18 protein-coding genes are annotated in these 26,229 nt (G+C 67.3%); 14 read left to right on the top strand and 4 right to left on the bottom strand.

All coding sequences use genetic code 11. The features are described 5' to 3' along the window. Window positions 1-53 precede the first annotated feature (53 nt). Window positions 54-800, bottom strand: coding sequence for a DUF481 domain-containing protein (locus HNO51_RS02715; protein ID WP_197449524.1), 747 nt, complete (start codon window positions 798-800; stop codon window positions 54-56). Between the two features lie 110 nt (window positions 801-910). Next, complete coding sequence (locus HNO51_RS02720) at window positions 911-3,436, bottom strand: penicillin-binding protein 1A (protein WP_209538403.1); 2,526 nt, start codon at window positions 3,434-3,436, stop codon at window positions 911-913. 277 nt (window positions 3,437-3,713) lie between these two features. Between HNO51_RS02720 and pilM the strand changes: the two genes are divergently transcribed. From pilM to eno, 13 genes are all read left to right on the top strand, one after another. Further along, window positions 3,714-4,775, top strand: a complete 1,062-nt coding sequence (pilM, locus tag HNO51_RS02725; protein WP_197449526.1) for a type IV pilus assembly protein PilM — start codon at window positions 3,714-3,716, stop codon at window positions 4,773-4,775. Continuing rightward, on the top strand, window positions 4,772-5,347 hold the full coding sequence (locus tag HNO51_RS02730; protein WP_197449527.1) for a PilN domain-containing protein: 576 nt from the start codon (window positions 4,772-4,774) through the stop codon (window positions 5,345-5,347). Before pilM ends, HNO51_RS02730 begins: the two co-directional genes overlap by 4 nt. After that, on the top strand, window positions 5,344-5,970 hold the full coding sequence (locus HNO51_RS02735; RefSeq protein WP_209538404.1) for a type IV pilus inner membrane component PilO: 627 nt from the start codon (window positions 5,344-5,346) through the stop codon (window positions 5,968-5,970). The genes HNO51_RS02730 and HNO51_RS02735 overlap by 4 nt, the downstream gene beginning before the upstream one ends. After that, window positions 5,967-6,491: a pilus assembly protein PilP gene (locus HNO51_RS02740; RefSeq protein ID WP_234283625.1), complete on the top strand. Its 525-nt coding sequence runs from the start codon at window positions 5,967-5,969 to the stop codon at window positions 6,489-6,491. Before HNO51_RS02735 ends, HNO51_RS02740 begins: the two co-directional genes overlap by 4 nt. Window positions 6,492-6,546: 55 nt before the next feature. Continuing rightward, window positions 6,547-8,670, top strand: a complete 2,124-nt coding sequence (locus tag HNO51_RS02745; RefSeq protein WP_209538405.1) for a type IV pilus secretin PilQ — start codon at window positions 6,547-6,549, stop codon at window positions 8,668-8,670. Then, a complete protein-coding gene (gene aroK, locus HNO51_RS02750; protein WP_197449530.1) occupies window positions 8,670-9,212 on the top strand; it encodes a shikimate kinase AroK in 543 nt (180 codons plus the stop codon). Before HNO51_RS02745 ends, aroK begins: the two co-directional genes overlap by 1 nt. Before the next feature lie 9 nt (window positions 9,213-9,221). Beyond that, entirely contained in the window at window positions 9,222-10,328 is a 1,107-nt protein-coding gene (gene aroB / locus HNO51_RS02755; protein ID WP_209538406.1) for a 3-dehydroquinate synthase, read from the top strand. 449 nt (window positions 10,329-10,777) lie between these two features. Beyond that, a complete protein-coding gene (gltB, locus tag HNO51_RS02760; protein ID WP_209538407.1) occupies window positions 10,778-15,229 on the top strand; it encodes a glutamate synthase large subunit in 4,452 nt (1,483 codons plus the stop codon). 23 nt (window positions 15,230-15,252) lie between these two features. Then, complete coding sequence (locus HNO51_RS02765) at window positions 15,253-16,674, top strand: FAD-dependent oxidoreductase (protein WP_197449533.1); 1,422 nt, start codon at window positions 15,253-15,255, stop codon at window positions 16,672-16,674. A gap of 121 nt (window positions 16,675-16,795) precedes the next feature. Next, window positions 16,796-17,350 (top strand): cupin domain-containing protein, encoded by a 555-nt coding sequence (locus HNO51_RS02770; RefSeq protein WP_197449534.1) that lies wholly within the window; start codon window positions 16,796-16,798, stop codon window positions 17,348-17,350. 112 nt (window positions 17,351-17,462) lie between these two features. After that, a complete protein-coding gene (locus tag HNO51_RS02775; protein WP_197449535.1) occupies window positions 17,463-19,118 on the top strand; it encodes a CTP synthase in 1,656 nt (551 codons plus the stop codon). A gap of 4 nt (window positions 19,119-19,122) precedes the next feature. After that, window positions 19,123-19,989, top strand: coding sequence for a 3-deoxy-8-phosphooctulonate synthase (gene kdsA / locus HNO51_RS02780; RefSeq protein ID WP_422674249.1), 867 nt, complete (start codon window positions 19,123-19,125; stop codon window positions 19,987-19,989). A 92-nt stretch (window positions 19,990-20,081) separates the two neighbouring features. After that, window positions 20,082-21,374 (top strand): phosphopyruvate hydratase, encoded by a 1,293-nt coding sequence (gene eno / locus HNO51_RS02785; RefSeq protein WP_209538408.1) that lies wholly within the window; start codon window positions 20,082-20,084, stop codon window positions 21,372-21,374. Between the two features lie 486 nt (window positions 21,375-21,860). Here eno and fdxA read toward each other — a convergent pair whose 3' ends face one another. Beyond that, window positions 21,861-22,184 (bottom strand): ferredoxin FdxA, encoded by a 324-nt coding sequence (fdxA, locus tag HNO51_RS02790; RefSeq protein WP_010630102.1) that lies wholly within the window; start codon window positions 22,182-22,184, stop codon window positions 21,861-21,863. Between the two features lie 161 nt (window positions 22,185-22,345). After that, the gene (gene mutS / locus HNO51_RS02795; RefSeq protein WP_197449537.1) at window positions 22,346-24,934 is read right to left on the bottom strand and encodes a DNA mismatch repair protein MutS; all 2,589 of its coding nucleotides are present in this window, start codon (window positions 24,932-24,934) and stop codon (window positions 22,346-22,348) included. Window positions 24,935-25,086: 152 nt separating this feature from the next. Between mutS and HNO51_RS02800 the strand changes: the two genes are divergently transcribed. Further along, window positions 25,087-26,208 (top strand): mechanosensitive ion channel family protein, encoded by a 1,122-nt coding sequence (locus HNO51_RS02800; RefSeq protein WP_209538409.1) that lies wholly within the window; start codon window positions 25,087-25,089, stop codon window positions 26,206-26,208. Window positions 26,209-26,229: the final 21 nt, after the last annotated feature.

Raw genomic sequence — 26,229 nt, forward strand, 5'->3', positions numbered from 1 at the left:
CCAGTGCGCCGGCCTTCGGGCCGGCGCACTGCGTTTCGGGGTGCTGCGGCGGATCACCAGTTATAGAGCAGTGTCACGTTGCTGGTGTGGTCGGTGTTCGCATCGGCCGTCTCGGGCGGGTTGGAGTTGTGTTTGACCTCGTGGGAGAGGCGCAGCGAAAGCCGCGAGTTGAGGCGTGTCGTGAGCGACGACACCGAGCGCGACGTGGTGTTCTCGTCGGTGGCTTCCACCGACATCTCCTGGCGCAGGTGGGAGTGGTCGGAGAAGGTCCACTGGTAGTCGAGGGCGCTGTAGACCACGCCAAGGCTCTGGCTCTCGCCCTGATCGATCCGGTCATGGCGAAAGCCCGGTCCGCCTTCGAGCGAGAGCCGGTGCCGGTCGGTGTCGATGACGTCACGCCCGTAGCCGCCGATGGTGGTGATCTGCTGGTCGTAGCCGCTGAAGCGGTCCTTCTCCCAGCGAGCGAAGCCGAACAGGTAATGTGGCCCGTTGAAGTCGTAGCGCTCGCGCCCCGAGAGCAGGTACTGCTCGGCGCTGGTCTCGCCGTCGCGGGCCACGTTGCGCACCTCGCCGCGCAGCGTGTGGGTCAGGCGACCGGTCAGCCAGGCCAGCCGGCTCTTGCCGATCAGGGTCTGGCTGTCGGTGTTGCCGGAGAGGTGGGTGTAGCCGAGTTCGGCTTCGCCGCTGAAGGTGGGGCTGTCTTCCTCGGGCTGCGGCGGGGCATAGAAGACGCTGTTGGCGAGGGCGGTGCCCGGCAGCAGCATCAGACCGGTGAAGCACCATGGAATAAAGCGTGGCATAGCAACGAACCTGTCCTGTTGTCCCGGTAACGGGCCGCCTGGGTGAGCGGCTGTTTGGCGGTTGGCAAGACGGTGGGCGGCGTCCTTGCCACCCCTCGCATACGTTCCGTTCAGAAGATTGCCTCGTAGCTGCCGGTGCCCTGCGAGCCGCTGCGCTGCTCGATCTCCTGCTCGACCCGACGCGGCTCCATGTCGGGCAGATGATCGGGATGGAAGATCTCGGTGATCCCGCCGGGCTGGCCGTCGGCCAGGCGTCGCCCGGTCTGCTCGTCGATGCGCATCCGGACCAGCTGGTCCGGCTCCTCGGGGATGGCCTCGGGCCGACCGTTCAGCGCGTTGCCCATGAAGTCGATCCAGACCGGCAGGGCGGCGTTGCCGCCATACTCGGCGATCGACTCGTTGTTGTCCTTGCCGATCCACACGGTGGCCACCAGGTCGTCGTTGTAGCCGGCAAACCAGGCGTCACGGAAGCCGTTGGTGGTGCCGGTCTTGCCCACCACGTCGCTGCGGTTGAGCGACAGGGCGGCACGCCCGGTGCCGCTCTCGATCACGTCACGCAGCATGTCGCGCAGGATGTAGACGGCCGTCGGGTCGGCGACCCTGGGCGCCACGTCGTAGCGCTTGCCGTCGATCTCGACCTCGGTCTGCCCCTCGCGACAGTCGCGGCAGGCGATCGCGGGGCGGGCCTCGCTGATGACCTGGTCGTCGCTGCCGCGGGTGATGCGTTCGATGAACCAGGGCGAGACCTGGAAGCCGCCGTTGGCCAGCACGGCATAGGCGTTGGTCATCTCCAGCGGGGTCAGGTCGGCGCTGCCCAGCGCCAGCGACAGGCCGCGGGGCAGTCGGCTCGGGCTGAAGCCGAAGCCCTCCAGGTATTCGATGGTGTTGTCGAGCCCCAGGGTCTGGAGGATGCGGATCGTCACCAGGTTGCGCGAACGCGCCAGCGCCACGCGCAGCCGGGTCGGGCCGAGGAAGTCGCCGCTGGAGTTCACCGGTCGCCAGATCTCGTTGCTGCCGTCCTGCATCACCACCGGCGCGTCGTTGACCACCGAGGAGGCGGTCATCAGGCCGGTGTCGAGGGCGGCGAGATAGACGAAGGGCTTGAAGATAGAGCCCGACTGCCGCTGCGCCTGCACCGCGCGATTGAACTTGCTGGCATTGAAGCTGAAGCCGCCCTGCAGGGCGAGAATGGCGCCGTTGGCCGGATTCATCACCACCAGCGAGCCCTCGGCGTCGGGGCGCTGGGAGAGCCGCCAGCTGCCATCTTCGCGCTGCAGGATCCGCACCAGGTCGCCGGTGTCGGCGATCTCGGCGGCGGAGCCGGGCTCGGCCCCGCGAGCCCGCGGGCTGCGGTACTCGCGAGCCCAGGAGAGGCCGTCCCAGTCGAGGGTGACGAGTTCGCCTTCCCGGCTCAGCACGCGCATCTCGCGGCCCTCGCTCCCGACCACGATGGCGGGCTGCAGGGGGCCGAAGCCCGGCGTGCGCTCCAGCACCCGCAGCCAGTTGCTGACGTCGCCGTCGATACCCTCGACGCGCGTCTGGCTGCGCTCCGCGGCCTGACGCGCGGTCTGCATGATCTCGGGCGACTCGTCGAGCTCCTCCTCCAGGCCGCGGCGCTCGGTGCGCTCCTGCGCCTCGGCGAGGCTGGCGGGGATGTTGCGCTCCTCCGGGCCGCGCCAGCCGTGGCGGGTGTCGTAGTCGATCAGGCCGCGGGCCAGGGCCTGGCGGGCGAAGGGCTGCAGCTCGCTGTCCAGGGTGGTGTGGATACGGTAGCCGCCGGTGTAGGCCTCGTCGCCGAAGCGCTCGATGGCGTACTGTCGGGCCATCTCCGCCACGTAGTCGGCGTCCACCTCGACCTGTGCCACGTAGCGGCGGGCGGTGGTCGGTTCCTGCACCGCGGCCTCGTAGGTCTCCTGGTCGATGTGGCCGAGCTCGCGCATGCGGTAGAGGATCCAGTTGCGGCGAATGAGCGAGCGCTCGGGATTGGCCAGCGGGTTGAACGACGAGGGCGCCTTGGGCAGGCCGGCGATCATCGCCTTCTGCGCCAGCGTCAGCTCGTCGAGCGGCTTGTTGTAGTAGACCTCGGCGGCGGCGGCGATGCCGTAGGCGCGGTGGCCGAGGAAGATCTTGTTGACGTAGAGCTCGAGGATCTCCTCCTTCGACAGGATCTTCTCCATCTGCAGCGCCAGCAGGATCTCGCGGATCTTGCGGGTGAAGGTGCGGTCCAGCGTCAGCAGGTAGTTGCGTGCCACCTGCATGGTGATGGTGGAGCCGCCCGACTGGATGTCGCCGCTGGCGACCAGCTCCACGGCGGCGCGTGCCAGGCCCTTGGGGTCGACGCCACGATGGTCGAAGAAGGAGGCGTCCTCGGCGGCCAGCAGAGCCTGGAGGAAGTCCTCGGGAATCTCGTCGAAGGTGACCGGCATGCGCCGCTCCTCGCCGTATTCGCCGATCAGCTTGCCGTCCCGGGTGAAGATGCGCAGGGGGGTGTGCAGCTCGAAATCCTGCAACTGGCGAACGTCGGGCAGGCCCGGCGAGAAATAGAGGGCTGCGCCGGCCACGCTGAGCAGGGCCGCGGCGGACAGCGAGACCAGCAGCCAGAAGGCCGAGAGAACTAGAGTCTTGATCCACTTCATGAAAAGACGTTATCCGTGGTGAGGGCAGGAAGGAGATGGCGATGAAAATGCGCCTTCACTGGCGTGGTCGCCATTATAAAGAACCTGAGCCGCTCGCCACCAGCGTTGAGGCAGCGCCCCGTCCAACTTTGTGTGCAGTGGCGAAATATCATGTAACCTCATTCCTAGTAATGCGGGTATGATCTTTCTCAGCCTTCCGCGCTCAGGTGCAACAGGCATACAAGAGCAGGATGACAACTAGCGGCTATCGCAACGGCATACGCAAGGGCAACGATTGATGCGACTCAGACCCTCCGGCAAGGGGTTGATCGGTGTCGATATCACCTCGGCAACGGTCAAGCTGATCGAACTCAAGCGGGTGGGCTCCCACTACCAGATCGAAAGTTATGCCGTCAGGCCGTTGCGCGAAGGTGCCGTGGTCGAGCGACGCATTCGCGACATGGGAGAAGTAGCCGATGCGCTGCGCCGCGCGGTCGAGAGCGCCCGGCCCGCGTCCCGGCTGGCCGCCGCCGCGGTGCCGGCCAGCGCGGCCATCACCAAGACCCTGACGCTGCCCGCTTCGCTCAACGATGACGAGATCGAAGCGCGTATTCAACTCGAATCAGACAAGCACATCCCGTTTCCGTTCAGCGAGGTCGCCTTCGACTTCCAGCGGCTCGGGCTCAACGCCCGCTACGGTGACCAGCAGGACGTGCTGCTGGTCGCCTGTCGCCAGCAAGACGTCGTCCAGCTCACCGATGCCCTGCACCAGTCCGGGCTGTCGCCCGCGGCGGTGGACGTCGAGACCTTCGCCATGGAGCGCGCCTTCGGCGAGCTGCGCCAGCAGCTGCCGCCGGCCGCCGGCGACGACGATTGCGTGGCACTGGTCGATATCGGCGCCACCATGAACGCTTTCCATGTGTTGCGCGGCGGGCGCATCGTCTACAGCCGCGACACCGTCTTCGGCGGGCGCCAGCTCACCGAGGAGATCCGCGCGCGCTACGGCCTGACGCTCGAGGAGGCCGGCCTGGCCAAGAAGCGGGGCGGGCTGCCGGAGGATTACCGGACCAGCGTGCTCGAGCCCTTCATCGACACCCTGGTACAGCAGGTCGGCCGTTCGCTGCAGCTCTACTACACCGCCGGACGCAAGCAGGAGGTGCGGCGCATGGTGCTGGCCGGCGGTTCCAGCGTCATCCCCGGCCTTGCCGAGCGGCTCGCCCGCGAGAGCGCGATGCAGGTGGTGATCGCCAATCCCTTCCTGCGCATGAGGATCAATTCCCGCATCGACGTCCAGACCCTGGCCAGCGATGCCCCGGCGATGGTCACTGCCTGCGGCCTGGCCATGAGGTCGCCGACATGACCATCGAAATCAACCTGCTGGCCTGGCGGGAGCAGCAGCGGGCGCGGCGCAGCCGTCGCTTCTACCTGGCGCTGACGGTCATGGCCCTGCTCGGCGGCGCGGGCGGCCTGGGGCTGACCTACCACTACGACGCCGCGCTGGCTGCCCAGCGCGAACGCAATGCGCACATTCAGGAACGCATGCAGCAACTCGATGGCGATATCCGCTCGATCGGCGAATACGAGGCCATCCGCGAGCGCATGATCGGCCAGGTGCAGGTCTTCAGCGACCTGCAGCAGGGGCGTTCGCAGACGGTCCGTGTCTTCCGCGACCTCACCCTGAGCCTGGTCGACGGCGTGCATTACCTGCAGATGAGCCGCCAGGGCGACCAGCTGCGGCTGACCGGGCGTGCCGAGAGCAACCATCGAGTCTCCGAGCAGATGCGCGCGCTGGCTGCCGCGCCGGCCTTCTCCGAGCCGGTGCTGTCGGAGGTGGAATCCGACGGCGGCGCGCGCCGCCGCTTCAGCCTCGGCGTGACCCAGCTCATGGAAGGCATGCCGCCCCCGGGGGATGAAGAGGAGGGCGAGCCATGAACCTGCGCGCCGAGGTACGCCGTCTTCGCGAGCTCGACTGGCGCGGGCTGGACCTGAAGGAGTCGGGTGCCTGGCCGCTGCTGCTGCAATGGCTCTGCTGTCTGCTGGTGCTGGGCCTGACCTTCGCCGCTACGCACTGGTACCTGGCCGGCCCCAAGGCGGACGAGCTCAAGCGCGCCGAAGCGGAGGAGGAGCGGCTGCTGATCGACTATCGCAACCGCGCCGCCCAGGCCGCTCGCCTGCCCGACATGCTCGAGCAGCTGGCCCGGCTCGAGTCGCGCATGGACGAGCTCATGGCGATGCTGCCCTCGGGGGCGGAGATCCCCTCGTTGATCGACAGCATCAGCGAGAGCGCCCTCGACCACCATCTGACCATCGACTTCATCCGCCTGCGCAGCACCGTCGAGCGCGACTTCTATGTCGAGCGCCCGTTCGATCTCCAGGTGGAGGGCGAATACCACCACATGGCGGGCTTCCTCGCCAGCGTGGCGGCACTGCCGCGAATCGTGACGCTGCACGACTTCGTGCTGGCGCCGGTGGAGGGCAGCGATCGCCTGCGCCTGTCGATGCTGGCCCGCACCTACAGTTACCGTGCCCAGCCCGAAGAGGAGGCGTCGCCATGATGCGGTCGTCGATGGCGCTGGTGGCCGGCCTGATCCTGGTGGGCTGTGCCGACCCCCATCTGGGCGAGCTGGACCGCCGGCTGAGCGACATTCGCGCCAACCCGGGGGCGCCGCGCGTACTGGAGATGCCGGAGATACCCACCTACCAATCGATACCTTACCAGGCCAGCGATCGTCGCAGCCCCTTCCGCCCCCAGCTGCCGGAGCCGGAGCAGGCGCCGGTGGGCGACAGCGACCTGGCGCCCGACCTCGAGCGGGCACGCGAACCGCTCGAGGGGTATGACCTGGAGGCGTTGAGACTGGTGGGCATCCTGACCATGAGCGGCCAGACCCATGCGCTGGTCCGGGCGCCGGAGGGCGAGGTGCATCGGCTGCGTCCCGGCAACTACCTGGGCCGTAACCATGGCCGGATCGTCAGCATCACCGGTTCGACGGTGCAGCTGGTGGAGCTAGTGCCCACCGGCGGAGGCGGCTGGATGGAGCGCACGACACAGCTGGCGCTGGAAGAGACGAGGCGCTGAGAATACTGCGGTAGCTCGTGGCAGGGCACCTGGAACAGGCAGGAGTAGGGCAACGATGAGAGATGTGATTCGCATAGTGGGAGGGCTCTGCCTGGCGCTGGTGGCAATGCCCGGCCTGGCAGCCACCGCGCTGACCGACCTGGACTTCCGCCAGGGCGAGCACGGCGAGCTGCTGATCGACCTCTCCTTCAGCGAGGGCGTGCCGGAAGTCCGTGGCTATCGGCTGGACGAGCCGGCGCGATTGACCCTCGACCTGACGGACACGACCAACGCCCTGGAGCGCCGCCGCATCGACCTCGGCATCGGCGGAGTCGAGCAGGTCACGGCGCTGGAGGCCGGCTCGCGCACGCGCCTGGTCTTCAACATGGATGGCCCGCTGCCCTACGACACGGTGCAGGAGGGCGATCGGCTGAGGCTGGTCATCGGCGGCAGGGAATCCGCCTCGGCGGCTGCGGCGCCGAGCCCCGAGCCGGCCGCTGCTTCCCGGCCCGCAGCGGCCGTACCGAGCGCGATGCCGACCATCACCGACATCGACTTCCGCCGTGGCGAGGAGGGCGCGGGCCGTCTGATCGTCACCTTCGACCGAGCCGGCATCGATGCCAGGGTGCGCGAGCCGGGCCGAAATCGCATCGTCGCCGAACTCAGCGGGGTCGAGCTGCCGGAGGCGTACAATCAGGCCCTCGACGTCACCGATTTCGGCACGCCGATTCAGCGTATCACGCCGCGCTCCGGACGCGACGGCGTTACCCTGGAAATCGAAGGCAGCGGCGAGTTCGCCATGCTTTCCACCCAGAGCGGGCGGCAGCTCACCATCGAGGCGCAGCCCGTCACCCGGCAGGAGCGCGAACAGCGCGTACGCCAGCAGTTCCCCTACACCGGCGAGCGCATCACGCTCAATTTTCAGGACATCGAGGTGCGTTCGGTGCTGGCGATCATCGCCGACTTCACCGGCCTCAACCTGGTCGCCAGCGACAGCGTCACCGGCGAGGTGACCCTCAACCTGCAGGACGTGCCCTGGGACCAGGCGCTCGACCTGGTGCTCAAGAGCCACGGCCTGGCCAGCCGCCAGGAGGGCAACGTCATCGTGGTGGCGCCGGCCAGCGAGCTGGCCAACATCGAGCGCCAGCAGCTCGAGGCGCGGGCCCAGGCCGAGACGCTGGCGCCGCTGGTGTCGGAGTACGTCCAGGTCAAGTATGCCCGCGCCGAGGACCTGGCCCAGCTGCTGCGGGGTGGCGAGGGCTTCGGGCTGCTCTCGGAGCGTGGCCGGGTGGCGGTGGATGCGCGCACCAACACGCTGCTGATCCAGGATACCGCCGACCAGATCCAGGAGATCCTCGCTACCCTCGAGCAGCTCGACGTCGCCGTGCGCCAGGTGCAGATCGAAGCGCGCATCGTCATCGCCCGCGACGGCGTGACCCAGGAGCTCGGCGTCAACTGGGGGGCCTCGGGCGGCGGCAGCCGCTTCAACCTGGGCGGTGCCTCGACCGGCACCCCCATCGCCGGGTTCGGCGACGGCCTCACCGGCCAGCGCGACGGCCGCGGGCAGTTCACCGGCGAGTTCGACGACCCCACCGGCAGCCGCTTCGAGCGCGGCGGGCTCGCGGTCGACCTGGGTAGCGCCAACCCCATGACCAGCTTCAGCTTCGGCTATCTCTCCGGCGACATCCTGCTCGACCTCGAGCTGCGCGCGCTGGAGAGCGAGAACAAGAGCCAGACCATCTCGCAGCCGCGGGTGATCACCGCCAATCAGCGCAAGGCGACGATCATCCAGGGCGAGGAGCGCGCCTTCCAGTCCATCGGCGAAGGCAACGTGCCGCAGACCGAGTTCAAGGAGGCCGAGCTGTCGCTCGAGGTGACCCCGCAGATCACCCCCGACAACCGCATCATCATGGACCTGGTGGTCAAGAACGACAGCTTCCGCGAGGCGGCGGTGGGCCAGGCGCCGCCCATCGACACCAATCGCATCGAGACCCAGGTGCTGGTCGACAACGGCGAGACGGTGGTGCTGGGCGGCATCCTCACCACCGAGCAGTTGAGCCGCCTGGCCAAGACGCCGTTCTTCGGGGACCTGCCTGTGCTGGGTAGGCTTTTCCGGTACAATGAGTCGAGCAACCAGAAAGTGGAGCTGCTGGTGTTCATCACTCCACGGATACTCGAGGACGGCCTGGCGATTCGCTGATGCAGGACTTGCCCAATCTGATACTGGTCGGCCCCATGGGAGCCGGCAAGAGCACCATCGGCCGCCTCCTGGCGGCCGAGCTTTCCCGCGACTTCCTCGACAGCGACCACGAGATCCAGGCCCGCTGCGGCGCCGACATCCCGTGGATCTTCGATGTCGAGGGCGAGGCGGGCTTTCGTCAGCGCGAAGTACAGATGATCGAAGATCTGACCGCGCGCGAGGGCGTGGTCCTTGCCACCGGTGGCGGGGCGGTGCTGCGCGAGGAGAATCGCCGGCGCCTGCGCGAGCGGGGCACCGTGGTCTATCTGTTCACCACCGTCGAGCAGCAGCTCAAGCGCGTGGCCAAGGACCGCAACCGCCCCCTGCTGCAGCGGCCCGACCGCGAGCAGGTGCTGCGCGAGATGTTCGATCTTCGCGACCCCCTCTATCGCGCCACGGCCGACATCGTGGTGCGCACCGACCGACGCAGCCCGCGGGCGGTGGTCAACGAGATCGTGCGCCGCGTGCAGCGGCTGGTCGATCCCCTACAAGCCAAGGCCTGAACCATGTCCATGAGCGAACCTCGAGCGAGCCGACGCAGCCTGCAGGTGGCGCTGGGCGAGCGCAGCTATCCCATCCACATCGGCACCGGCCTGCTGGGCGACCCCGCCTGGCTCGCGCCCTACCTGGCCGGGCGCCAGGTCATGGTCGTCACCAACGAGACGGTAGCGCCCCACTACCTGGCGCGCCTCAAGCAGGGGTTGCCGGGTGATGCCGAGGTCCGCGAGCTGGTGCTGCCCGACGGCGAGGCGACCAAGACCCTGGCCAGCGTCGGCCGCATCTGGGATGCGCTGCTCGAGGCCGGCTTCAACCGCCGCTGCACCCTGATCGCCCTGGGGGGCGGGGTGATCGGTGACATGGTCGGCTTCGCCGCTGCCTGCTATCAGCGTGGCGTGGCATTCATCCAGGTGCCCACCACGCTGCTCTCGCAGGTGGATTCCTCGGTGGGCGGCAAGACCGGCGTCAACCATCCGCTGGGCAAGAACATGATCGGCGCCTTCTGGCAGCCGCGGGCGGTGCTGATCGATACCGATACCCTGCAGACGCTGCCGGCCAAGGAGCTCTCGGCGGGGCTGGCCGAGGTAATCAAGTACGGTTTGATCCGCGACGCCGAGTTCCTGGCCTGGCTGGAGAGCGAGATGGCCGCGCTGAGAGCGCTGGAGCCGCAGGCGCTGGCCTGGGCCATCGAACGTAGCTGCCAGCTCAAGGCCGAGGTCGTCGCGGCGGACGAGACCGAGCAGGGCGTGCGCGCGCTGCTCAACCTCGGCCACACCTTCGGCCATGCCATCGAGGCGCACCAGGGCTACGGCAAGTGGCTGCACGGCGAGGCGGTGGGAACCGGCATGCTGATGGCCGCCGAGCTGTCGCAGCGCCTCGGCTGGCTGTCGCGCGCCGACGTCGAACGCACCGCCGCCATCATTGCCGCTGCCGGCCTGCCGCTGACGGCCCCCGCCGACATGGGGGTGGAGGATTTTCTCGCCCGCATGCGCCTGGACAAGAAGAACGTCGACGCGCGCCTGCGTCTCGTCCTGCTCGAGGCGCTCGGCCGAGCGGTGATCCACGACGAGACCCCTCCGCCGCTGCTCGAGGCGCTGCTGGTCGCCTTTCCGCGCCGTTGACCTGACGCGCAGATCGAGGTGGAGCTTGTAAAGAAGGCCGCACGAAGCGATTCGTGCGGCCTTTTTGCGTGGGCCTGCGCCTGGGGCGCTTTGCCCCTCAAGCATTGAATCCGTATGCCTCATGCCGGATCGGCATGGGGGAAATGGCTAATTTTAGACTAAAGTCGAATGCTCCGTTTTGGCCGTTTGGAATCCGTTTATGGGCCACGCAAGTCTTTGAACTGATGGTTTTTTTTGCTTTGCTTCATTCAGCAAGTTGCGGATTTGGCGAAGGTTTTGCTGGCGAGAGGGGAGGCTGGAGATTGCGCGTCGGGGGAGTAAGTGTCTATGCTGGGCGTCCTTTTCACGCGACGTTAGCCGGCTGTCTTTGTCAGCGCAAACGAAAAGAAAACAGATAAAAATACATAACGGCTAACGTTTGGTCAATAGTCATTCTCTGAGGCACGCCCATGAACCGAGGCCTTCATCATCCAGGCGAATTCCGTGACAACTGCGGCTTCGGCCTGATCGCGCACATGGAAGGGCAGGCCAGCCACGATCTGCTGCGTACCGCCATCGAGTCGCTCACCTGCATGACCCATCGCGGCGGCATCGCCGCCGATGGCAAGACCGGTGACGGCTGTGGCCTGTTGCTCAAGATGCCCGAGGGCTTCATGCGCGAAGTCGCCGCCGAGGCGCTGGGCGTCGAGCTCGGCGACCAGTTTGCCGTGGGCGCGGTGTTCCTGCCCGACGACGACGCCAAGGAGGCGCGCGCGCGCGGCATCCTCGAGGGCGAGCTGCGGGCCTGTGGCCTGGTCATCCGCGGCTGGCGCGACGTGCCGGTCGATCCCTCCTGCTGCGGTCCCATCGCGCGTGCCTGCCTGCCGCGCATCCGGCACCTGTTCGTCGAGCCGGGCAAGCTCGGCGATGCCGCGCGCTTCGATGTCGATCTGTTCATGGCGCGTCGTCGCGCCGAGCAGATGCTGCGCGACGAGGAGGACTTCTACGTCTGCTCGCTGTCATCCAAGGTCGTCTCCTACAAGGGCCTGATGATGCCGGTGGACCTGCCGACCTTCTACCGGGACCTGGGCGACGAGCGCCTCGAGACCGCTATCTGCGTCTTCCACCAGCGCTTCTCCACCAACACCGAGCCGCGCTGGCCGCTGGCCCAGCCGTTCCGCCTGCTCGCGCACAACGGCGAGATCAACACCATCGAGGCCAACCGCAGCTGGGCGAACTCGCGCAAGGAGAACTTCGTCAACGAGCGGCTTCCCGACATCGCCGAACTCGACGAGATCGTCAACACCGTGGGCTCCGACTCCTCGAGCATGGACAACATGCTCGAGGTGCTGCTGATGGGTGGCATGGAACTGCACCGCGCGGTGCGCATGATGGTGCCGCCGGCATGGCAGAACGTCGAGACCATGAGCGGCGAACTGCGCGCCTTCTACGAGTACAACTCCATGCACATGGAGCCGTGGGACGGCCCGGCCGGCTTGGTCATGACCGACGGTCGCCAGGCGGTCTGCATGCTCGACCGCAACGGCCTGCGTCCGGCGCGCTGGGTGATCACCAAGAACGGCTACATCACCCTGGCCTCGGAGATCGGCACCTACGACTACAAGCCCGAGGACGTGGTGGCCAAGGGCCGCGTCGGCCCGGGCCAGATACTGGCCGTGGACACCCACACCGGCGAGGTGCTGCACACCGCGGACATCGACGAGCGCCTGCAGTCCGCCTACCCCTACAAGCGCTGGCTGAAAGAGGAAGCCCACTACCTCGAGTCGGCGCTGACCGAGCTGGCCAGCTTCCAGAACATGGACGCCGAGCAGGTCAAGACCTGGCAGAAGATGTTCCAGGTCAGCTTCGAGGAGCGCGACCAGGTGCTGCGTCCGCTGGGCGAGAGCGGCCAGGAGGCGGTGGGCTCCATGGGCGACGACACCCCGATGGCGGTGCTGTCGCGCAAGCAGCGCCTGCTGACCGACTACTTCCGCCAGAAGTTCGCCCAGGTCACCAACCCGCCCATCGACCCGCTGCGTGAAGCGATCGTGATGTCGCTGGAGACCTGTATCGGTGCCGAGCTCAACGTGTTCAAGGCCACGCCCGAGCACGCTCACCGCATCATCCTGACCACGCCGGTCCTGTCGCCGCGCAAGTTCACCGCGCTGCTCGAGCAGGACGATCCGACCTTTGCGCACCAGCGGCTGAGCCTCGGCTACGACCCCGAGCAGGTGGGGCTAAAGGCGGCCATCGTCGAGCTATGCCGCCAGGCCGAGGCCGCGGTGCACGAGGGCAAGGTGATCCTGGTGCTGTCGGACGCCAACCTGGAGCAGGGCCAGCTGCCGATCCACGCCGCGCTCGCCGTGGGCGCGGTGCACCACCACCTGGGCAAGCTGGCGCTGCGCCCGCGCGCCAACCTGGTGGTCGAGACCGGCTACGCCCGCGACGCCCACCAGATGGCGGTGCTGTTCGGCGTCGGTGCCACCGCGGTGTTCCCGTGGCTGGCCTACCAGGTCATGGCCGACATGCATCGCACCGGCGAACTCACCGGCAACCCGGCGGATGCCCGCGAGAACTACCGCAAGGGCATGCAGAAGGGGCTCTACAAGATCCTCTCCAAGATGGGCATCTCGACGCTGGCTTCCTACCGCGGTTCGCAGCTGTTCGAAGCGGTGGGACTCTCCTCCGAGGTGGTCGAGCTGTGCTTCACCGGCATGGCCTCGCGCATCGAGGGCACCGGCTTCAGCGAGCTGCAGCTGCAGCAGGAGCTGCTGGCGCGCGACGCCTGGACGCCGCGCAAGGGCATCAACCAGGGTGGCCTGCTCAAGTACGTGCACGACCACGAGTACCATGCCTACAACCCCGACGTGGTCAAGGCGCTGCAGGAGGCCGTGCAGGAGGGCGACTACCGCAAGTGGAAGAAATTCGCCCAGCTGGTGAACGAGCGTCCCGCCGCGACCATCCGCGACCTGCTGGGGCTCAAGGCCGCCGAGACGGCGCTGCCGCTCGAAGAGGTGGAGTCAGTCGACGAGCTGATCCCGCGCTTCGACAGCGCCGGCATGTCGCTGGGGGCGCTCTCTCCCGAGGCCCACGAGGCGCTGGCCCAGGCCATGAACGAGGCCGGCGGGCGCTCCAACTCCGGTGAGGGCGGCGAGGACCCGGCGCGCTACGGCACCATCCGCAGCTCCAAGATCAAGCAGATCGCCTCGGGCCGCTTCGGCGTCACCCCGGCCTACCTGGTCAACGCCGAGGTGCTGCAGATCAAGGTGGCCCAGGGCGCCAAGCCCGGCGAGGGCGGTCAGCTGCCCGGCGGCAAGGTCAACGAGCTGATCGCGCGGCTGCGCTACTCGGTGCCCGGCGTGACGCTGATCTCGCCGCCGCCGCACCACGACATCTACTCCATCGAGGACCTGGCGCAGCTGATCTTCGACCTCAAGCAGGTCAACCCCGAGGCGCAGGTGTCGGTGAAGCTGGTCTCCGAGCCCGGCATCGGCACCATCGCCACCGGCGTGGCCAAGGCCTATGCCGACCTGATCACCGTGTCGGGTTACGACGGCGGCACCGCAGCGAGCCCGCTGACCTCGATCAAGCACGCCGGCAGCCCCTGGGAACTGGGCCTGCCCGAGGTGCATCAGGCGCTGCGCATCAACGGCCTGCGCGACAAGATTCGCCTGCAGACCGACGGCGGCCTCAAGACCGGCCTCGACGTGGTCAAGGCGGCGATCCTCGGCGCCGAGAGCTTCGGCTTCGGCACCGCGCCGATGGTGGCGCTGGGCTGCAAGTACCTGCGTATCTGTCACCTCAACAACTGCGCCACCGGCGTGGCCACCCAGCACCAGTACCTGCGCGACGAGCACTTCCGCGGCACTGTGGACATGGTCAAGAACTACTTCCGCTTCATTGCCGAGGAGGTGCGCGAGCTGATGGCCATGCTGGGCGTGCGCAAGCTGACCGACCTGATCGGCCGCACCGACCTGCTCGAGGTGCTGGAGGGCGATACCGCCTCCCAGCGCAGGCTCGACCTGACGCCGCTGCTGGCCAACGACTTCGTGCCGGCCGACGCACCGCAGTTCTGCCAGGTCAGCCGCAATGTGCCGCACGATCCCGGCACCAAGAACCAGGAGGTGCTGGCGACCATCGAGCAGGCCATCGCCGACAAGAGCGGCGGCGAGTTCGCCTTCACCATCACCAACTGCGACCGCTCGGTGCCGGCGCTCTCCTCCGGAGCGGTGGCCAAGCACTACGGCGAGGCGGGTCTCGATGACGCCCCGATCACGCTGCGCTTCACCGGGGTGGCGGGACAGAGCTTCGGCGTGTGGAACGCGCGTGGCCTCGACCTCTACCTCGAGGGCGACGCCAACGACTACGTCGGCAAGGGCATGAACGGCGGCAAGGTGGTGATCGTGCCGCCGCGCGGCAGCCGCTTCGAGAGCCACAAGACGGCGATCATCGGCAACACCTGCCTCTACGGCGCCACTGGCGGCAAGCTGTTCGCCGCCGGCACCGCCGGCGAGCGCTTCGCCGTGCGCAACTCCGGCGCCCACGCGGTGATCGAAGGCGCCGGCGACCACTGTTGCGAGTACATGACCGGCGGCCTGGTCTGCGTGCTCGGCGAGACCGGCGTCAACTTCGGTGCCGGCATGACCGGCGGCTTCGCCTACGTGCTCGACGAGGACCGCTCCTTCGTCGACCGCTACAACCATGAGCTGGTGGAGATCCACCGGGTCAATACCGAGGCCATGGAGGCCTATCGGCGTCACCTGAGGGAGATCATCGAGGAGTTCGTGGCCGAGACCGGCTCCGCCCGCGGCCGCGAGATACTCGACGACTTCAGCGACTTCGCCCGTCATTTCTGGCTGGTCAAGCCCAAGGCGGCGAGCCTGAACAGTCTGCTCGACGAATCGCGCAGACGCCCCGAGTGAGCCGGATTCCAGGAGACAGACAAATGGCCAACCGTTTGACCAGAAACGACTTCCAGTTCATCGACGTGGGGCGTCAGGATCCGCAGAAGAAGGACGCCCGCACGCGCTCGCGCGAGTTCGGCGAGATCTACGAGCCGTTCAAGCCCCAGGAGGCGGCCAGCCAGTCGCATCGCTGCCTGCACTGTGGCAACCCGTACTGCGAGTGGAAGTGCCCGGTGCACAACTACATCCCCAACTGGCTGCAGCTGGTTGCCGAGGGCAACATCCTCGAGGCCGCCGAGCTGTCGCACAAGACCAACTCGCTGCCCGAGGTGTGCGGCCGGGTGTGCCCGCAGGACCGCCTGTGCGAAGGCGCCTGCACGCTCAACGACGGCTTCGGCGCGGTGACCATTGGCTCGGTGGAGAAGTACATCACCGACACCGCCTTCGCCATGGGCTGGCGCCCGGACATGTCCCAGGTCACCTGGACCGACAAGAAGGTCGCCATCATCGGCGCTGGTCCGGCCGGGCTCGGCTGCGCCGACATCCTGGTGCGCAACGGGGTCAAGCCGGTGGTGTTCGACCGCTACCCCGAGATCGGCGGCCTGCTGACCTTCGGCATTCCCGAGTTCAAGCTCGACAAGACGGTGATGGAGCGCCGTCGCGCGGTGTTCGAGGAGATGGGCATCGAGTTCCGCCTGGGCATCGAGGTGGGCAAGGACGTCGACTTCGACACCCTGCTCGCCGAATACGACGCGGTGTTCCTCGGCATGGGCACCTACAAGTACATGACCGGTGGTTTCCCCGGGGAAGACCTGCCCGGCGTGCACAAGGCGCTCGACTACCTGATCGCCAACGTCAATCACTGCCTCGGCTTCGAGAAGGATCCGGCCGACTTCGTCTCGCTGGAAGGCAAGAAGGTGGTGGTGCTGGGCGGCGGCGACACCGCCATGGACTGCAACCGCACGGCGATCCGCCAAGGGGCCAGTTCGGTCACCTGCGCCTATCGCCGCGATGAAGAGAACATGCCGGGCTCCAAGCGCGAGGTGGCCAACGCCCGCGAGGAGGGCGTCGACTTCCTGTTCAACCGCCAGCCGGTGGCGGTGGTCGGCGAGGGCCGGGTCGAGGGCGTCAAGGTGGTGCGCACCCGTCTGGGCGAGCCCGACGAGAACGGTCGCCAGCGCCCCGAGGTGGTGCCCGGCTCCGAGGAGATCCTGCCGGCCGACGCCGTGGTCATCGCCTTCGGCTTCCAGCCGAGCCCGGCGCCGTGGTTCGATCGCTTCGGCATCGAGCTCGACGAGCGCGGCCGCGTGCTGGCGCCGGAGCGGGGCGCCTACGCCTTCCAGACCACCAACGAGAAGATCTTTGCCGGTGGCGACATGGTGCGCGGCTCCGACCTGGTGGTCACCGCCGTGTACGAAGGGCGCGAGGCCGGCGAGGGCATCCTCGACTACCTCGGCGTGTAACCACACCGTTCCCCACCTGCCCGCCCCGGCCAAGTGCCGGGGCGTTGTCGTTCGGCGCGCTCTTTTTCTAGACTCAGGTTCGGGTACCCGTGACAGGAACCGAACGCGACAGGAGACGATCATGGACGATTCGCTCGACATGCTGGGGCTGGCCGATGCCGATGGCGGCCCCGTGGCACCTGAGTGCCGGCACTTCGCCGACGACGGGCGCATTCCCAACAGCCCGCTGGCGACCCTGGCCTTCCGCTCGCGGGGGGTGAACCCGGTGTTCGATCGCGAGGACATCGCCGCGCGCTTCGAGCGCCTGTTCGGTGCCAACGGCTGGCGGCCGAGCTGGCGCGGCGGGGTCTACGACTACCACCACTACCACTCCATCGCCCACGAGGCCTTCGGCGTGCTATCGGGCTGGGGCAGGCTGCGCCTGGGCGGCGAGCGGGGCGATGACGTCGAGCTGCGCACCGGCGACGCCTTGGTACTGCCGGCGGGCACCGGCCACTGCCACCTCGAGGCCAGCGCCGACTTCCTGCTGCTGGCCGCCTACCCCGAGGATCAGCGCGAGCTCGACCTGATCGGCGCCGACCCGGAGGCGCACGATGCCGCCGTGGCGCGCATCGCCCGTGTCTCGCGGCCGCCGCGCGATCCGCTGGGCGGCGATACGGCGCGCTGGTGGCCTTGAGCCGCGCCCGGCGGCGGCGAAATTGAGCCATTGGTCGTAATCTGCTACGCTGTCGTCCCATCCTGGCGCGGCTTTCTGCCACGCCTCATGATCACGTTTCGACAGGTTCTTCATGACACGATATATCTTCGTGACCGGCGGCGTTGTGTCCTCTCTCGGCAAGGGCATTGCGTCGGCCTCGCTGGCGGCGATTCTCGAGGCGCGCGGCCTCAAGGTCACCATGCTCAAGCTCGATCCCTACATCAACGTGGATCCGGGCACCATGAGCCCCTTCCAGCACGGCGAGGTGTTCGTCACCGAAGATGGCGCCGAGACCGATCTCGACCTGGGCCACTACGAGCGCTTCATCCGCACCAAGATGACCCAGGGCAACAACTTCACCACCGGCCGCGTCTACGAGCACGTGCTGCGGCGCGAGCGCCGCGGCGACTACCTGGGCGGCACCGTGCAGGTGATCCCGCACATCACCGACGAGATCAAGCGCCGGGTCTATGCCGGCGGCGAGGGCTTCGACGTGGCGCTGGTGGAGATCGGCGGCACCGTGGGCGACATCGAGTCGCTGCCGTTCCTCGAGTCGATCCGCCAGATCCGTAGCGAGCAGGGGGCGAGCCGGGCGATCTTCATGCACCTGACCCTGGTGCCCTACATCAAGACCGCCGGCGAGACCAAGACCAAGCCGACCCAGCACAGCGTCAAGGAGCTGCGCTCGATCGGTATCCAGCCCGACATCCTGATCTGTCGCAGCGAGGTCGAGCTCGAGGAGACCGAGCGGCGCAAGATCGCGCTGTTCACCAACGTCGAGGAGCGCGCGGTCATCCCGCTGCAGGATGCCGATACCATTTATCGCATCCCGCTGATGCTCCACGAGCACGGCCTCGACGAGATCGTCTGCGACAAGCTGCGCCTCGAGGCCGAGCCGGCCGATCTCGCCGAATGGGTCCGCGTGCTCGATGCCAAGCTCAACCCGCTCAAGTCGATCAATATCGCCATGGTCGGCAAGTACATGGAGCTGCTCGACGCCTACAAGTCGCTCAACGAGGCGCTGATCCACGCCGGCATCCAGACCCGGGTGAAGGTCAATGTCGACTACATCGACTCCGAGGACATCGAGCGCCACGGCACCGAGCGCCTGGCCGGCAAGGACGCCATCCTGGTGCCGGGCGGCTTCGGCGAGCGCGGCGTGGAGGGCAAGATCGAGACCGCCCGCTACGCCCGCGAGAACGGCATTCCCTACCTCGGCATCTGCCTCGGCATGCAGGTCGCGGTGATCGAGTTCGCTCGCCACGTGGCCGGCTGGGAGGATGCCAACTCCACCGAGTTCACCCACGACACCCAGCATCCGGTGGTGGGCCTGATCACCGAGTGGATCAACGCCGAAGGCAAGATCGAGCTGCGCGACGAGGCCTCCGACCTGGGCGGCACCATGCGCCTGGGCGGTCAGGTCTGCCACCTCGAACCCGGCACCAAGGCGCGCGAGGCCTACGGCAGCGACGAGATCGTCGAGCGGCATCGGCATCGCTTCGAGGTCAACAATCAGTTCGTCGAGCAGCTGCAGAAGGCCGGCCTGGTGATCTCTGGCAAGAGCGTCGACAATTCCCTGGTGGAAATGATCGAACTGCCCGACCACCCGTGGTTCGTGGCCTGCCAGTTCCATCCCGAATTCACCTCCACGCCGCGCGACGGCCACCCGCTGTTCACCGGCTTCGTCAATGCGGCGCTGGAGCACAAGGCGGCGCGCACCCGGGCGCTGTCGTCGCATCAGGAGTGAGACCATGTCCGAGATGGCCCCGTCCGCACCCGAACGTCACGTTTCCATTGCCGGCCTCACCGCCGGCAATTCTTTGCCCTTGATGCTGCTCGGCGGCATGAACGTGCTGGAGTCCCGCGAGCTCGCCCTCGAGGTGGCCGAGGCCTATGTCGAGGTGACCGGCCGGCTCGGCATGCCCTACGTCTTCAAGGCCAGCTTCGACAAGGCCAACCGCAGCTCTATCCATTCGTTCCGTGGCCCCGGCCTGGAGAGGGGGCTCGCGATCCTCGCCGAGATCAAGCAGCGCTTCGGCGTGCCGGTGATCACCGACGTCCACGAGCCGTGGCAGGCCGAGCCCGTGGCCGAGGTGGCCGACATCATCCAGTTGCCGGCCTTCCTGGCGCGCCAGACCGATCTGGTGGTGGCCATGGCCAGGACCGGCGCGGTGATCAACATCAAGAAGCCGCAGTTCCTGGCGCCCCACGAGATGCGCCACATCATCCGCAAGTGCGAGGAGGCGGGCAACGACCGCGTGCTGCTGTGCGAGCGCGGCTCGAGCTTCGGATACAATAACCTGGTGGTCGACATGCTCGGCTTCGGCGACATGAAGCAGACCGGCTGCCCCGTCTTCTTCGACGTCACCCATTCGCTGCAGCGCCCGGGCGGGCGTGCCGACAGTGCCGGCGGGCGTCGCCAGCAGGTCGCCGAGCTGGCCCGGGCAGGTGTCGCCGTGGGGTTGGCCGGGCTCTTCCTGGAAGCCCATCCGGACCCCGACAGCGCGCTGTGCGACGGCCCCTGCGCGCTGCCGCTGGACCGGCTCGAGCCCTTCCTGGCCCAGCTCAAGGCGCTCGACGAACTGGTCAAGGGCTTTCCGGCACTGAACATCGAATAACGGCGGTTACCCAGGCAGTGGCGCTATAAGCCGAGAGAGACATTAGCCCCTATCGACTCAATCAACGCTGACAGAACCAAAGGACGACACCGATGACCAAGATTGTCGACATCCACGCCCTCGAGGTACTCGACTCCCGCGGCAACCCCACCGTGCAGGCCGAAGTGCGCCTCGCGAGCGGCGCCGTGGGCGTGGCCTGCGCGCCGAGCGGCGCTTCCACCGGCTCGCGCGAGGCCCTGGAACTGCGCGACGGCGACAAGTCGCGCTACCTGGGCAAGGGCGTGCTGAAGGCGGTGGAGGCCGTCAACGGCGCCATACGCGAGCGCCTGGTCGGCATGGATGCCCGCGACCAGCGTGGCCTCGACAATGCCATGCTCGAGCTCGACGGCACCGACAACAAGGCCAGCCTTGGCGCCAACGCCATTCTTGCCGTGTCGCTGGCGGCCGCCAAGGCCGCGGCCAACGCCAAGGGCATGCCGCTCTATGCCCATATCGCCGAACTCTATGGCCAGCCGGGCCAGTACCGCATGCCGGTGCCGATGATGAACATCCTCAACGGCGGCGAGCACGCCGACAACAACGTCGATATCCAGGAGTTCATGATCCAGCCGGTGGGCGCGCCCAACTTCCGCGAGGCCCTGCGGGTCGGCGCCGAGATCTTCCATGCCTTGAAGAAGGTGCTTTCCGCGCGCGGCCTGGCCACCGCGGTGGGCGACGAAGGCGGCTTCGCGCCGAACCTGGAGTCCAACGCCGAGGCGCTGGCGGTGATCAAGCAGGCCGTCGCCGATGCCGGCTACGAGCTCGGCCGCGACGTGACCCTGGCGCTCGACTGCGCCTCCTCCGAGTTCTACCAGGACGGCCAGTATCGCCTCTCCGGCGAGGGCAAGTCCTTCGATGCCAATGGTTTCGTCGACTACCTGGCCGAGCTGTGCGAGCAGTACCCGATCGTCTCCATCGAGGACGGCATGGACGAGTCCGACTGGGACGGCTGGAAGGCGCTGACCGACAAGCTCGGCGACAAGGTGCAGCTGGTCGGCGACGACCTGTTCGTCACCAACACCAAGATCCTCAAGCGCGGCATCATTGATCAGATCGGCAACTCCATCCTGATCAAGTTCAACCAGATCGGCTCGCTCTCCGAGACGCTGGACGCCATCAAGATGGCCCAGGACGCCGGCTTCACCGCGGTGATCTCCCACCGCAGCGGCGAGACCGAGGACACCACCATCGCCGACCTGGCGGTGGGCACCTCGGCCGGCCAGATCAAGACCGGCTCGCTGTGCCGTTCCGACCGGGTGGCCAAGTACAACCGCCTGCTGGTGATCGAGCAGCAGCTCGGCGATCGCGTTGGTTATCCCGGCCGCTCCGCGATCAAGGGGCAGTGAGCGCATCGCTCTGGCCATCTGGCCGACGATATCGCTGACATTTTTGTAGGACATTGACTACAAAAAGGCGAAGACCTAAGCCTACATAGCAGTGAGAAGGCCGATGCCGGAGGTGTCGGCCTTTTTCTATCCCTTTGTTTTTACTGGCTTGGCTGCTTCTTCAGTCAACTTTAGGGAGGCCTTGAAGTTGATTGGCGGCCGCTTGCGCCTTTTGCCGGACATGCCAGAATGCACGTGGGACAAGGCAGAGCGGGAGGCTCTCCGGCAGGATGCAACGGGATGCTATCGACGTGGCACGCCCGGTGTGACAGGAAGTCGCCTCCGGGCAGGGACGTTGCCGCAGGAGAGAGGGCGGAGGGAACCGCCCAAGGAAATGCTGGGAGCCGGGCGACCTATGGGTCGCCTTTTTTTTGCCTGGGCTACGGGGGCGGACGCTGCGCCGAATGCCGGCCGGCATTCGGCGCGAGTGGGCGGGTCTGGCTGGGCTCAGCGCTCCAGGTACTGCAGCTTGCCGGGCTTGCCGTCCCACTCCTCGGCGTCGGCCGGGGGATCCTTCTTCTCGGCGATGTTGGGCCACACCTCGGAGAGCTCGGCATTGAGGGCGATGAACTCCTCCTGGCCCTCGGGGAGTTCATCTTCCGAGAAGATCGCCTCGGCGGGACACTCCGGTTCGCACAGGGCGCAGTCGATGCACTCGTCCGGGTGAATCACCAGGAAGTTGGGGCCTTCGTAGAAGCAGTCCACCGGGCAGACCTCGACGCAGTCGGTGTACTTGCACTTGATGCAGTTTTCGGTGACGACAAAGGTCATGCCTGTCTCCCTCCTCGCAGCCGGGTCGTGACCTCCCGGTTGGTAATGTTCGGTATCAGCCTTAAGCCTGATGGTTATAAAAAATTAACTTTTTATAAGATGTAATTTGCTGGACGCTTCATTCTAGACAGGCCTCCCCGTGTGAGCAAGCGGCGCGACACCTAGAGCTTCTCGCGCCAGGCATAGATCAACTCCAGCGCTCGGCGCGGCGTCAGCTCATCCGGGTCAAGGCCGGCCAGATCGTCGAGCAGGGGGTGGGGCGCGGTGGCAAACAGATCGCTCTGCAACGGGGCCGGCCCGCTGTCGTGTCGAGGGGTGCCACGGTGGCCCTGGTCGACCTCCTGCTGCTCGAGCTGGGCCAGCTTGTCGCGCGCGCGTGCGATGACGGATGGCGGCACGCCGGCCAGTTGGGCCACTTGCAGGCCGTAGCTCTGGCTGGCGGGGCCCTCTTCCACCCGGTGCATGAAGACGATGCCGTCGCGATGCTCGGCGGCGGTGAGGTGCACGTTGGCCACCCCCTCGGCCTGATCGGCCAAGGCCGTCATCTCGAAGTAATGGGTGGCGAACAGGGTGAAGGCACGCGTGCGGGTCAGATGCTCGGCGCTGGCCCAGGCCAGCGACAGGCCGTCGAAGGTGCTGGTGCCGCGACCGATCTCGTCCATCAGCACCAGACTGTGGTCGCTGGCATTGTGCAGAATGCTGGCGGTCTCGGTCATCTCCACCATGAAGGTCGAGCGGCCGCCCGCCAGGTCGTCCGACGAGCCGATGCGGGTGAAGATGCGGTCCACCGGGCCGATGCAGGCCTCGTCCGCCGGCACGAAGCTGCCGGTATGGGCGAGCAGCACGATCAGCGCCGCCTGGCGCATGTAGGTCGACTTGCCCCCCATGTTGGGGCCGGTGATGACCAGCATGCGGCGGCGGTCGTCGAGCACCAGGTCGTTGGGCACGAAGGGCGTGTCGCTGACGTGCTCCACCACCGGATGTCGCCCGCCGCGAATCTCGATGCCGGGCAGTTCGGCGAGACGGGGCCGCGAGAAGCCGAGCGCCTGGGCACGCTCGGCGAAGGCCGCCAGCACGTCCAGCGCGGCCAGCGCCCGGCCGGTGCCCTGAAGCGCGTTGAGTTCGGCGTTGAGCGAGTCGAGCAGGCTGTCGTAGAGCAGCTTCTCGCGGGCCAGGGCGCGTGACTTGGCGGACAGCGCCTTGTCCTCGAACTCCTTGAGTTCGGGAATGATGAAGCGCTCGGCGTTCTTCAGGGTCTGGCGCCGGATGTAGTCGACCGGTGCCTCGCGGGCCTGGGCGCGGGGGATCTCGATGTAGTAGCCGTGCACCCGGTTGTAGCCCACCTTGAGGCCGGCCAGTCCGGTGCGCTCGCGCTCGCGGGCCTCGAGCCGCACCAGGTAGTCGCCGGCGTGCTCGGCCAGCCCGCGGTAGTCATCGAGCTCGGCGTCGAAGCCTTCGCGGATCACGCCGCCGTCGCGGATCACCACCGGCGGGTTGTCGACCAGCCCGCGGGCGAGCAGGTCGGCGAGTTCGGGGTAGGGGCGGATATGATGGCTCAGCTCGTCGAGTGCGGTCCCTTCGCTGTAGTGCTGCAGCTCGCGCTCGAGCGTGGGCAGCGCCAGCAGGGCGTCGCGCAGGCGCGCGAGATCCCGCGGCCGGGCGCTGTAGAGTGCCACCCGGGCGAGGATGCGCTCGACGTCGCCGATCGCCTTGAGCAGCTCGCGCAGGGCCACGAAGCCCTCCTGCTCGAGCAGCAGCGCGACCGCCGCCTGGCGCCCCTGCACCTGGGCACGGTCGCGCAGCGGGCGGTTGAGCCAGCGCTTGAGCAGCCGCGAGCCCATGGCGGTGGCGGTGGTATCGAGCACGCTGGCCAGGGTATTGTCGCCGCCGCCGCCGAGGTTGATGTCGATCTCGAGGTTGCGTCGACTGGCGGCGTCGATCACCACGGCATCGTCGCGGTTCTCCACGCCCAGCGCGGTGACGTGGGGCAGCCGCGAGCGCTGGGTGTCACGGGCGTACTCGACCAGCACGCCGGCGGCGGTGAGGGCGGCCTCCAGGTGGGCACAGCCGAAGCCGCGCAGGTCCTGCACCTGGAACTGGTCGCACAGCAGGCGCGTGGCCGATTCGAGATCGAACAGCCAGTCGCTCTGGCGGCGCAGCCCCGGGCGACCCTCCAGCGCGGGCGGCAGCGACAGGCTCTCGGGCAGCAGCAGCTCGGCGGGGTCGAGGCGCTGCAGTTCGGCGAGCATGTCGCCTTCGCCTTCCACCTCGAGCACGCTGAAGCGGCCGCTGGAGAGTTCCAGCCAGGCGATGCCCCAGCAGTCGCCGACCGGGTGCACGGCGACCAGCAGGTTATCGCGGCGGGCGTCGAGCAGCGCCTCGTCGTAGAGCGTGCCCGGGGTGACGATACGCACCACGCGGCGCTCCACCGGCCCCTTGCTCGTCGCCGGGTCGCCGATCTGCTCGCAGATGGCCACCGATTCGCCGGCCTTCACCAGGCGCGCCAGGTAGCCCTCGGCGCTGTGGTAGGGCACGCCGGCCATGGGAATCGGCTTGCCCGCGGACTGCCCACGCTGGGTCAGGGTGATGTCGAGCAGCGCGGCGGCGCGCCTGGCGTCGTCGAAGAACAGCTCGTAGAAATCGCCCATTCGGTAGAACAGCAGCACCTCGGGGTGCTCGCGCTTGATCTTCAGGTACTGGGCCATCATCGGCGTATGGCTCGGCACATCCGTCTTGACCGCGTCGTTCATGCTTTCTCGGCTGGCTCGTCGGTTGTGTGGGCATGGAAGGAAGCAAGGTTACCACGCCCCACCCGCGCTCGACATGCCGTAACAAAGCCACGCCGTCAGAAGGCGTCGCTTTGTCCATAATGACTGGCGCCATCGGATAAAGGGAGGCATCCATGGAGACGGAATTGTGGCAAGGCTGGGGGGCGTGGCTGGGCCAGCCGACCCTGGTGACGGCGCTCCTGCTGCTGGGCATCACGCTGGTCGCTTACCTCGTCCTGCGCCTGGCATTGCGCCTGCTCGTCGGTCGCATCGTCGACTGGTCGGCCCATGGGCGCGGGCACTGGCGGCACTATGCGGCGCATATCGCCGAGCATACCAGCCGACTGCTGCTGGCCGTGCTGGCCCTGCAGGTGGCCCTGTTCGTGGTGGAACTCGATCCGCTCTGGGAGCGGCGGGTCAGCCATTTATGGTTCCTGGTGCTGGCGTTTCAGTTCGGCCTGTGGGTGGATGCCGCACTGGGCCTGTGGAAGGAGGATACGCTGCGGTCGGAGGCCGGGCGCGACAATCAACTGACCGTGACCATGGTCGTGCTGATGTTTCGCATCGGGCTCTGGGCCGTGGTGTTGCTCTCCGTCCTGGCCAACCTGGGGGTCAATATCACCGCCTTCGTGGCCAGCCTGGGGATCGGTGGCATCGCCATCGCGCTGGCGGTGCAGACCCTGCTCGGCGACCTGTTTGCGTCGGCGTCGATCGGGGTCGACAAGCCGTTCAAGGTCGGACACTTCATCGTCTTCGATACGATCGCCGGCACGATCGAGTACATCGGGCTCAAGACCACCCGCATTCGCAGCCTCAGCGGCGAACAGGTCATCATCTCCAACACCCGCCTGCTGCAGCAGACCATCCACAACTACAACCGCATGCAGGAGCGGCGCGTGGTGTTCAACCTGTCGCTCTCCTTCCGCACGCCGCTGGACAAGGTGCGCGAGGTGCCGGAGATCGTTCGACAGGTCATCGAGTCGGTGGAGAGCACACGCTTCGATCGCGCCCACCTGCGCTTCTTCGATGACTATGCGCTGAAATATGAGGTCGTCTACTACGTGCTCAGCCCGGACTTCAACCTCTACATGGACATCCAGCAGACGATCAACTTCGGCCTGCTGGACGAACTGCGCAAGCGCGAGATCAAGTTCGCCATGCCGGTGCGCTCTCTCGAATTTCTCGACGAGGTGCCGCTGGCGGCAGAGTGGGCGGGCGCCTCGCCGGCGCGGGCCCGTGCCGACGACCGGGCGTGACGAAGCGGTGATGCCTGCCAA

Origin of the sequence: Billgrantia sulfidoxydans, from assembly GCF_017868775.1 — a bacterium.
In the GTDB taxonomy this organism is placed as follows: Bacteria; Pseudomonadota; Gammaproteobacteria; order Pseudomonadales; family Halomonadaceae; genus Halomonas; species Halomonas sulfidoxydans.